The 9,694-nt window shown below is 69.2% G+C and carries 11 protein-coding genes; 6 read left to right on the top strand and 5 right to left on the bottom strand.

What is annotated here, in order from left to right:
• The first annotated feature begins 105 nt into the window (after window positions 1–105).
• Genes dut through AC6EKW_RS09315 form a run of 4 tightly spaced genes read left to right on the top strand, consistent with a single transcriptional unit; the run spans window position 106 to window position 2,733 of the window.
• The gene (gene dut / locus AC6EKW_RS09330) at window positions 106–570 is read left to right on the top strand and encodes a dUTP diphosphatase (protein WP_420542040.1); all 465 of its coding nucleotides are present in this window, start codon (window positions 106–108) and stop codon (window positions 568–570) included.
• Window positions 567–1,034 (top strand): DUF5615 family PIN-like protein, encoded by a 468-nt coding sequence (locus AC6EKW_RS09325; protein ID WP_273842523.1) that lies wholly within the window; start codon window positions 567–569, stop codon window positions 1,032–1,034. The genes dut and AC6EKW_RS09325 overlap by 4 nt, the downstream gene beginning before the upstream one ends.
• Complete coding sequence (locus tag AC6EKW_RS09320) at window positions 1,031–2,185, top strand: glycosyltransferase family 4 protein (RefSeq protein WP_273887634.1); 1,155 nt, start codon at window positions 1,031–1,033, stop codon at window positions 2,183–2,185. The genes AC6EKW_RS09325 and AC6EKW_RS09320 overlap by 4 nt, the downstream gene beginning before the upstream one ends.
• On the top strand, window positions 2,182–2,733 hold the full coding sequence (locus AC6EKW_RS09315) for a metal-dependent hydrolase (RefSeq protein WP_273887632.1): 552 nt from the start codon (window positions 2,182–2,184) through the stop codon (window positions 2,731–2,733). The genes AC6EKW_RS09320 and AC6EKW_RS09315 overlap by 4 nt, the downstream gene beginning before the upstream one ends.
• Here AC6EKW_RS09315 and yqeK read toward each other — a convergent pair.
• Window positions 2,698–3,291 (bottom strand): bis(5'-nucleosyl)-tetraphosphatase (symmetrical) YqeK, encoded by a 594-nt coding sequence (yqeK, locus tag AC6EKW_RS09310; protein WP_273887631.1) that lies wholly within the window; start codon window positions 3,289–3,291, stop codon window positions 2,698–2,700. The genes AC6EKW_RS09315 and yqeK overlap by 36 nt on opposite strands.
• 25 nt (window positions 3,292–3,316) lie before the next feature.
• Here yqeK and AC6EKW_RS09305 point away from each other — a divergent pair, with 25 nt between their 5' ends.
• Window positions 3,317–4,582, top strand: coding sequence for a competence/damage-inducible protein A (locus AC6EKW_RS09305; RefSeq protein ID WP_273887630.1), 1,266 nt, complete (start codon window positions 3,317–3,319; stop codon window positions 4,580–4,582).
• A 350-nt stretch (window positions 4,583–4,932) separates the two neighbouring features.
• Here the strand turns inward: AC6EKW_RS09305 and AC6EKW_RS09300 are convergent, their stop codons facing one another.
• Complete coding sequence (locus tag AC6EKW_RS09300) at window positions 4,933–6,084, bottom strand: citrate synthase/methylcitrate synthase (protein ID WP_273887629.1); 1,152 nt, start codon at window positions 6,082–6,084, stop codon at window positions 4,933–4,935.
• A 105-nt stretch (window positions 6,085–6,189) separates the two neighbouring features.
• Between AC6EKW_RS09300 and AC6EKW_RS09295 the strand changes: the two genes are divergently transcribed.
• Window positions 6,190–7,401, top strand: coding sequence for a citrate/2-methylcitrate synthase (locus AC6EKW_RS09295; RefSeq protein ID WP_273887627.1), 1,212 nt, complete (start codon window positions 6,190–6,192; stop codon window positions 7,399–7,401).
• Window positions 7,402–7,435: 34 nt separating this feature from the next.
• Here AC6EKW_RS09295 and AC6EKW_RS09290 read toward each other — a convergent pair whose 3' ends face one another.
• From AC6EKW_RS09290 to AC6EKW_RS09280, 3 genes are all read right to left on the bottom strand, one after another.
• Window positions 7,436–7,831 (bottom strand): hypothetical protein, encoded by a 396-nt coding sequence (locus AC6EKW_RS09290; protein ID WP_273887626.1) that lies wholly within the window; start codon window positions 7,829–7,831, stop codon window positions 7,436–7,438.
• 648 nt (window positions 7,832–8,479) lie between these two features.
• Window positions 8,480–9,196, bottom strand: coding sequence for a CPBP family intramembrane glutamic endopeptidase (locus tag AC6EKW_RS09285; protein WP_273887625.1), 717 nt, complete (start codon window positions 9,194–9,196; stop codon window positions 8,480–8,482).
• A complete protein-coding gene (locus AC6EKW_RS09280; RefSeq protein WP_498514259.1) occupies window positions 9,180–9,638 on the bottom strand; it encodes an NUDIX domain-containing protein in 459 nt (152 codons plus the stop codon). The genes AC6EKW_RS09285 and AC6EKW_RS09280 overlap by 17 nt, the downstream gene beginning before the upstream one ends.
• Window positions 9,639–9,694: the final 56 nt, after the last annotated feature.

Below are 9,694 nucleotides of genomic sequence, written 5' to 3'. Positions count from 1 at the left end.
GCATAGCATCTGCCGGCGTGGTTCGATAAGCCCGCTCCGTGCTAACATGCTCTTCCGTATGAACCTGCTTGAGTGTGTTCCCCCGAGGGAGACGTCGTGTCCGAGATCCAGCGCGCGAGGGTGAGCGTGCCGCGGATCGAATTCAGGAGGGTGGTGCCCGATGCCTCACCTCCCGCCCGGGCCCACGCCGGTGACGCCGGCTACGATCTCAGGGCGCTCGAGGCGGCGGAGCTCCCGCCCGGAGGCCGGGTCCTGGTGCGCACCGGGATCTGCGTGGCGATCCCTACCGGGTACGCCGGGCTCGTGCTGCCGCGCAGCGGGCTCGCCGCCCGGCACGGTATCTCGCTGGTCAACGCGCCGGGCCTCATAGACTCCGGCTACCGCGGGGAGATAAAGGTGCCCCTGATCAACCACGACCCCGCCGAGGGCTTTCGCCTGGAGGCCGGGATGAGGATCGCCCAGCTCGTCGTGGTGAGGGTCCCCGAGGTCTCCTTCGTCGAGGTCGAAGAGCTGGGCGCCTCGACCGACGGGCGCGGCGAGGGAGGGTTCGGATCATCGGGGATGAGGTGAGGTTCCTCTGTGACGCGATGCTCGGCTCCCTGGCGAAGTGGCTCCGGGCGGCCGGATACGACGCGTACTACGCGAGGGAGGGGACCGATACTTCCGATCGTCACCTCGCGGAGAAGGCGCTCTCGGAGGGAAGGGTGCTCTTGAGCAGCGACGCGGATTTCCTCGAGCGGAAGCCCGTGCGCGAGGGGCGGTTGCGCTTCGTACGCATCCCGCAGAACCTGCCGGTCGAGGAGCAGCTCGCCCTGGTCGTACGCTCCTTTTCCCTCGAACGCCGCGCGCCGCGGTGCATGGAGTGCGGCGGGGATCTCACGGAGGTCTCCGCCGAAACCGTGGCCGGGCGCATCCCGCCCGGGGTGAGGCGCGAGCAGCGGCGGTTCTACGCCTGCCGCGGGTGCGGGCGTGTCTTCTGGTACGGCTCGCACTGGCGCAGGATAGGCGGGCGTCTGGAGAGGGTGTTCGGGTGAGGATCTGCCTGGTCTCTCCGTACTCCTGGTCTTTCCCCGGAGGGGTGCTCGAGCACGTGGACGCGCTCGCCACCCAGATGGAGCGCAGGGGACACCGTGTGTGCGTGATGGCGCCGAACGACCCCCTCGACGTGCGCACCCGCCTTTTGCACCCGAAGCTCGGGCGGCACGGACCGCTGCCCCCGCGGGTCGAGCCGGTGGGGAGATCGGTGCCGATCCCGATGAACGGCTCGCTCGCGAACCTGGCGTTCTCGCCGTCGGCGTGGGGTGCGGTGCGGAGGGCAGTGCGGCGTCAGATGCCGGACGTGATGCACGTCCACGAGCCGTTCGTGCCCGTCGTCTCTTGGGCCGCGCTCGCCGCGGCCGAGGCCTATCGTATCCCCGTCGTCGGGACCTTCCACGCGAACTACCCCGAGAGGGGCGTTTATTACCGCGCCTTCCGGACCGTCAAACGGGCGGCGGATCCGATGGACCGGGCCGGCAGGATAGTGAAGGTGAGGGTGGCGGTCTCCCCGGCGGCGGCGAGGACGGCCTCCAGATATTTCCCCGGGGAGTACAGGATCGTCCCGAACGGGGTGGATACGAGGCGCTTCGCACCTCCCGCCTCCCCGAGGCGAGACCCGGACCGGGTGCTCTTCGTCGGGCGCCCGGAGGCGCGCAAGGGCCTTCCGGTGCTCCTGCGGGCGTTCGAGGAGGTGCTCGACGAGGTGCCGGGTGCGCACCTGGAGATCGTGGGCAGCCGCCCAGAGGACGTGAAGATCCCGAAGAGGTTGCTCTCGAGCGTGAGGGTGCGGGGGATGCTCGACGAGAGGGAGCTCGTCGGGGCGATGCACGCGGCGAGCGTGCTGTGCGCACCTTCGATCCGCTCGGAGTCCTTCGGGGTCGTCCTGATCGAGGCGCTCGCCGCCGGGCTCCCGGTGCTCGCGAGCGACATCCCGGGTTACGACTCGGTGATCACACGCGGCCGGGACGGCATCCTCGTGCCGCCGGGCGACCCGCGGGCGCTGGCGCGGGAGCTGGTGCGGCTTTTGCGCGACCCGGAGCTCCGCGCGCGGCTCGCAGCAGAGGGGCTCATCACGGCCCGCCGCTACGACTGGCCCCAGATCGCCTCGGAGATCGAAGAGATCTACCGCTCGCTGCTCGGGGGATGAAGGCCGGCACCCACGCCGTGTTCGGGGTTGCGGCGCTCGCGGGCGCGGCGCTGGTGGCGGGGTTCGATCCACCGCTCTACGTCTATCCTGCGGCGGTGGTGGCGGCCTGGCTGCCGGATTTGGACAACCCCCGCAGCACCCTCGGCAACGGCCTCAGCCGGAGGAAGAGCCCGCTGCTCGATGCGCTCACGCGCCCGGTGAGCTGGGCGCTGAGGTTGGTATCGTTCACCCTCGTTCACACCGTCGGCCACCGCACGCTCACCCATTCGCTCTTCGGGCTCGTGGTCTTCGGGATCGTGGTGAGCTACTTCTTCGGGGGACATTCGGAGCTCGCCGCGGCGCTCGTCGCCGGCTACGCCTCGCACGTCTTCGCCGACGCGCTCAACACCCGCGGGGTGCCGCTTCTCTGGCCGTTGGGACGCCCCTTCCGGCTCCTGCCGGGGGGGATCAGATCCGGCGGCCTCGCCGAGGCCGTTGTCGCGGTCGCGGTCGCGCTTCTGGCCGCTTTGGGGCTATGGCTCCTCTACGCCCCCGGCCTCCCTCTCTAACCAGCGCAGGGCTTCGACGCTCGCGGGATGGGTCCGCCTGCCGCGCTTCTCGTTGTAAGAGATGGCGGTGCGCAGCGACTCGGCGGCGGCAGCGGCGAGGTCTCCCTCCGCGAGCTTTCTGAGCCGGCCCACGCTCGGATAGTCGCGTCCGGGCTCTATCTTGTCGGCGACGTACAGGGCGAGCGCGAGCGGGCCCATCCCCGCCGCGCCGGTGGTGTGCACCCGGATGGCGTCCAACACCTCCTCGTCGGTGAGCCCGAGCCTGCGGCGGGCCATCTCGGCGGCGACCGGGCCGTGCAGGAGCTTGGGGTTCTCCTTCTCCCAACCGTCCACGGGGAGTTTCCACTCCCCGGCCAGCCTCAGGAGCTCGGCTCCGCCCATGTCGCGGGCGGCGTCGTGCAGCAGCCCGGCGAGGCGCGCCCGCGCGGGGTCGATGCCGTGCCGGTACGCCAGCTCCTCCGCCGTGCGCGCCACCCGCAGCGTGTGGGCGTAGCGTTTCTCGGAGAGCAGCGGGCGGACGAACTCCTCAGCCTCCTGCGGTGTCATGTCCTTAGCCATGCGAAGGATTGTAGAATAGGAGCGCATGCACGAGAGAGAGACCATTGACAGCGCCGAGGTTCTCGCGATCGGTACCGAGATGCTCCTCGGGGAGTTGGTCGACACTAACACCGCCTGGATCAGCCGCCGGCTCGCGGCGCTCGGCGTCGGGATCTACCGTCACACGACCGTAGGGGACAACCTCGAACGCATCGCGGCCGCCCTGCAGGAGGCGGCCTCGCGGGCGGACCTCGTGATCACCACCGGCGGGCTCGGGCCTACCTCGGACGACCTCACCAACGAGGCGCTGGCGCGCGCCACGGGACGAAGGATGGTCGAGTACGCCGAGGCCCGCGAGCACGTCGAGCGCAAGTTCCGGGAGTTCGGGCGCAAGCCCTCGCCCTCCAACTACAAGCAGGCGCTCTTCCCCGAAGGTACCACCCTCATCCCGAACCCGCTCGGGACCGCGATGGGCGCGCTGCTCGAGAGCGACGGTACGCTCTTCGCCACGCTCCCCGGCGTCCCGCAGGAGATGCGCGGGATGTTCGAGGAGACGCTGGTACCCCTGATCCGGGAGCGCAGCGAGGGCGCTATAGTCTCCAGGACGCTGTGGTTCGTCGGGCTCGGGGAGTCGGCGCTCGCCGAGCGGGTGCAGGATCTGCTCGACGCCGAGAACCCCACCGTCGCCCCGCTCGCCGGGCAGGGCAAGGTGAGGCTGCGGATCACAGCCCGCGCCGCCACCCCCGAGGAGGCGGAGAGGCAGATAGAGCCGGTCGCACGCGAGATCCTCTCCCGACTCGGGCGCTACTACTTCGGGGAGGACGAGGAGACCCTGGAGAGCGTCGTGGGCAGGCTCCTCACCGAGAAGGGCAGGACCCTCGCTCTGGCCGAGAGCTGCACCGGGGGGCTCCTCGCCAAGCGCCTCACGGACATACCCGGATCCTCGCGCTACTTCAAGGAGGGCCTCGTGACCTACTCGAACGAGGCCAAGGAACGCCTGCTCGGCGTCCCCCGCGAGTTGCTCGTCCGGTACGGCGCCGTGAGCGAGGAGGTGGCCCGGGCGATGGCCGAGGGCGTGAGGAGGCTCGCGGACTCCGACTACGGCCTCTCCGTCACGGGCATCGCCGGCCCGGAGGGCGGCACGCCCGAGAAACCGGTCGGTCTGGTGTGGGTCGGCCTCGCCGACGCCGGGGGCACCCGCGCGGAGAAACTCAACCTCACCGCCTGGAGCCGCTCGCGGGAAGCGATCCGGGAGCGCAGCGCCAGCGGTGCGTTCGACCTGCTGCGCCGCCGTCTTGAGGGGAGGATCTGAAAACCCACCCTTGCCCCTCACGGGACGGGGTAGTACACTTCCTCCCAGTTGGCGGCACGGAAAGGAGGTGATCCAGATAGACGCACCGAGTAGCAGTCGCGGGTATCTTCTGGGAGAGGTGGCACTGACCTAGCTCCCCGAAATCCCGCGGGAACCCTGGGTCACCCCGCCTCTTCGGTAGTTGCAGGCGGCGTGCCGACAACGGGATACCTCGCGAGACTCGAAAGGGTACGGCCCCCGGGACTGTGTTTCCGGGGGTTGTTTTTTGTCCGCCGGAGGGCGAACATGCCGAAGGCCACACTGTGCGTGCGCCCGCTTCGTGGCGGGGCCGGGATCCGTCGACTGCGGTTTTAGGCGGCTCCTTGCCGCTCTTCGAGCGGCACCCAGCGTCTGTCCTTCACCCCGACATACTCCGACTGCGGCCGGACGATGCGTCCGGACTCGAGCTGCTCGAGGCAGTGCGCCGTCCATCCCGCCACCCGACTCACGGCGAAGGTGGGAGCGAAGAGCTCCGAGGGCATCCCGAGCCCGTGCAGCAGTAGAGCGGTGTAGAACTCGACGTTTGTCTTGAGGCTGCGCCCGGGCTTGTACTCTTCCAGGAGCCTGAGGGCCACATTCTCGACGTGCATCGCCAGCTCGTAGAGCTCTGTGTCTGCCTCCGTGGCGTACAGCCGCTTCGCGGCGGAGGCGAGCACGTCCGCCCGCGGGTCACGGACCCTGTAGACGCGGTGCCCGAAGCCCATGAGCCTCTCCCCGCGCTCGAGTTTCTCGCGCAGATACCCTTCGGCTCTCTCTTTCTCCCCGACCTCGAAGACCATGTCCAGCGCCGGTCCGGGCGCGCCGCCGTGCAGCGGCCCCTTGAGCGCCCCGACCGCCCCGGTGACGGCGGAGACGAGATCCGAGCGGGTGGAGACTATGACGCGCGCTGTGAACGTGGAGGCGTTGAGCCCGTGGTCCACCGCGGTGTTGAGGTAGGTCTCCAGCGCCCGGGCCTGCTCTTCCTCGGGCTCCTCGCCGGAGAGCATGTAGAGGTAGTTGGCGGCGTGTCCGAGCTCCGGGTCCGGCTCGACCGGCTCCTCGCCGAGCCGCAGCCGCCAGTAGGCGGCGACGATCACCGGGAAGCGGGCCACGAGGGCGAGCGCCGACTCCCGGAGGTCACCCTTCGGTACATCCAGGCTCAGCGTGCTGCAGGCCATCAGCAGGGCCTCCATCGCCGGCGACTTCTCTCTCGCTGCCTCCCGCAACACCTCCAGCGCGGCCCGCGGGAGCGTGCGCCGCGCCGCCAGCCCACGCCTTAGTTCCATCAGCCGCTTCGCATCGGGCAGCTCGTCGTTCCACAGCAGATAGAGCACCTCCTCGAAGGACGCCCGGCCCGCCAGCTCCTCGACCGGGAACCCCGAGATCACGAGCTCCCCTCTCTCCCCATCCACACTGCTCAGCCGCGTCTTCGCCGCGACCACACCCTCCAGACCCGGTGCGAACGTCGCTTCCCTTTCGTCCATCTTCAGCCTCCTGAAAAGGGTGCCAACCACACACAGATTAGCTTTGTGTAAATATATTGTCAACGTTGCTAATATAATCAATGTAATTGGAGAGGAGGCCGATGCATGAGCGAAGGGCGGTATCTGAGCGCGAGGGAGGCGGCGGAGGAGCTGGGGGTGAGCGTACGGACGCTGTACGCGTACGTGAGCCGGGGGCTGGTGCGTTCGGAGCCGGGTGAGGGTAGGAAGAAGCGCTACCGGGCGGAGGACGTGAGGGCGCTGAAGCGGCGGAGGGAGGTGCGGCGGGATCCGGCGCGGGCTGTGGAGGGGATACTCGGGTGGGGGGTGCCGGTGATGGAGTCCGGCATCGCCAGGATCTCGGAGGGCCGGCTCTACTACCGGGGCAGGGACGCGGTGGAGCTCTCCCGCCGGGCGACCTTCGAGGAGGTGGCCGCCCTGATCTGGCTAGGAGACGAAGGGCGGGTATCGGAGGTCTTCGGCGGGGCCCCTTCCGGGCTTTCTTCGCGCCTGCGAGCGGCACGCGAGCAGGTGGGGCATCTTACGCCGCTCGAGGTTTTCCAGGTGATCCTACCGGTAGCTGCGTCAGAAGACCTCGCGGCCTACGACCTGCGTCCGGAGGCTGTAGCGAGAACCGGGGCGCGCATCCTGCGCACGATGGCGGCGGTCGCCGGTGAGGAGTGTGGGGGGGACGGGATGGCAGAGACGTTGCGGCGCGGGTGGGATGCCGGGGACGGGCGGTTGTTGGAGGCTGTGCTCATCCTCTGCGCCGACCATGAGCTCGCTGTCTCAACGTTCGCCGCGCGTTGCGCGGCCTCGGCGGAGGCCACCCCCTACGCGGTCGTTCTGGCGGGGCTCGCGGCCCTGCAGGGGAGGAAGCACGGTGGGGCGCTCGACCTCGTCGAGGTCTTCCTGAAGGAGGTCGAGGATGCCGGCGATGCGCGTGATGCGATAGTCCGGCGTCTCCGGCGGGGAGACGGAGTTCCTGGCTTCGGGCACGTGCTCTACCCCGCGGGGGACCCTCGCGGGGCTGAGATCATGCGGATACTCCGGGAGAGGCTCCCCGGCAGCGGCGCGGTCGCCTTCGCGGAAGAGGTTGCGGAGGCCGTGCTGGAGATCATGGGGGAGCGGCCGACCCTGGACTTCGGGCTGGTGGTGCTCGCGCGGGCGCTCGAGCTTCCGCCCGGCGCTGCGGTCGCGCTCTTCGCCGTCGGGCGGACGGTCGGATGGGTGGGGCACGCCATCGAGCAGTACGCGTCCGGGGGCCTCATACGGCCGAGGGCCAGGTACATCGGTGAGGTGCCCGGCGCAGATGGTTGAGGGCCGTTCCCTGTTCGGTGATCGTAGAGGATGTTCATCCGCGTTCCCCGAGTTCTCTGGCGGCCGCCACTATCTTCTCGGCTGAGCTCGAGACGCTGAGAATCACACACCCTTCGGCCGCCTCGTACTTCCCCTTGCCGGAGGTGAGCCCGACCACTGGTACCCCGGTGAGCCAGCCGATCCTCCCCGGATCCTCACGGTACTCCAGCGGGAGGGCGTCGAGGTCCAATATCGCCAGATCCGGTCCCTCGCGGAGCTCTCCGAGCAGCGAGCGGGCCTCCTCGGGGCAGGAGGCCTGCAGGCTGCGCTTGAAGCTGGTCTTCCACTGCAGCAGGAGGGCCAGGGCCTCCCGGAAGAGTTCGTTGCCGTGGACGAGCAGCACGCATCTTGTCCTTGCGCTGTACTCTTTGGGTTTCACGTTTGTGTTCATGATGATCGCCTCCCTGCTCTCGCCGGGCTTCCGTCGCCGCGTGGGCGTTCTGCCGCCCCTTCTCTTGGCGAGGGGTTATCCGGGATGCTCGATGGTCGGGGAGGGTGCGCCGGGAGGGCAGGACGTACGTGAGGAATCCCTGCGGGCGGTCGGCGGAGGCGGCAGCATTCCGGACACCGCTGCCAGCACCGCCGTGAGTAGCGGTAGCGGCGTGCCCTCGAGCGGTGAGTCGGTCGCCCCCGTCGGGTTACTGCCGGCCCGCGGTGCGTTGTGCGGCAGGGCCGGCGGGTGGTGTAAGGCGAATTCCCACCTCGCCGCAGATCCTCCTGCCGGCCCGTCGGGGGAAAGCGCTGGCGCCGCGGCTTGCGCTCGTCGATCCCCCGCACGGCTCAGGAACGTGCCTTCCTGCGCCGCGGGTCCGTGGGCGACCAGACTCAGGTGCCACGGCCCTTCCGGCCCCCGGGCCGGGCGGCAACAGATCAGCAGCGCCCCCACCATGGCGGCGAGCCACCAGAAGAGCAGCGAGCTGCGTACCGAGCCGGGCATCATCACCTTCCGTACCGCACGACCCGGGCCGTCCAGGGCGCGGGATGCTACGACCTCATGATACATGCGCCGCGGTCGTCGCGAAAGGGCGGACCTGCACTATCAGACCGGCAGGTTCAGCACCCTGAGACCGTCGAGGATTATGACGATCACGGCGAGCGAGTTGAAGGTCGCGTGGGCGGCGAAGGAGGTGAGGATGCTCCCGGTGCGGAAGAAGACGTAGCACAGAAGCAGCGCGAGGACGAAGATGGAGAGGAAGATCACGGGTTCCAGGTGCAGCAGGGCGAAGAGCGAGGAGGATACGATCGCCGCCACCCAGAAGGACACGCCCCGCCCGCGTTTCAGACGGAGCCGGGAAGAGAGGAGCGCCCCGAGGCGGTATAGCCCGTTGAAGATCGCCCCGCGGAAGACCAGCTCCTCGACGGCCGGTCCGAAGAGGACAACGACGGCGATCATCGCCGGGATCGCGACCCCGGGGCTCTGGCGCACCCAGCCCTCCAGCCCCTGCATGAACGGTTGCTGGATGCTGGATTTCGCCGAGTAGCCGAAGTGCCGGAGCACGAGGACGCTGATGGGGTTCGCCACGGTCTCCACGAGGATGCCCGCGAGGCCGGTGGCGACCCCGAGCCCCACGCCCCGCAGGATCCCGTTGCGTGGCCGCCTGAGGCCCAGCGAGGACAGCGAGTAGGTAACCCGGCGTCCGGCGCTGCGCAGCACGAACACCCCGGTGAGGAAGATCGCTATCACGATGGCGGCCAGCACCACGTCCTGCACGACCACGAGGAGGAGGGTTTTCGCCGCGCTAGTTATCCCGACCACTTCCCAGGTAGATCTCCGGTTCCTCCCGGAGGAGCCCGCGTGCGAGACGGTCCCTTATGCTGTGAGGGAGCATGTTGGCCTCGCCGAGCCTCCCGGTCTCGACCCAGACGAGCCCCTTCAGGGTCGGAGCCGCTCCTGGCTCCACCTCCGGGTCGTGGCCGAGGGTCGCTTCCCCGTGTACTTCCTCCATCAGCACGGTGATGTCCACCGTGTGGCGCCCCTCGTCGAAGAACTCGCTCACGTAGAGGATCCGTCCGAAGCGGCCGCGCAGCCCGGTCTCCTCGGCGAGCTCGCGCGCGGCGCACTCCGGGATGGTCTCCCGTGGTTCGAGCCTCCCTCCCGGGAGCACCAGGTAGGGCTCTCGCCCCGGCTTCTCGTGGCGGACCAGCAGTATCCTGCCGTCCCGCTCGACCACGGCCCCGACCCGGATGCCGAAGTCCAATTCAGGGGATGTGCGCTCCTTGCCCATGCCGGGTGAGTATACATTCCGCCGGTGCT

The sequence above is a fragment of the Rubrobacter sp. M3-4 genome, assembly GCF_059772285.1.
Note: the sequence above shows the minus strand (reverse complement) of the source record. Positions and strands in the feature narration are given on the sequence as shown.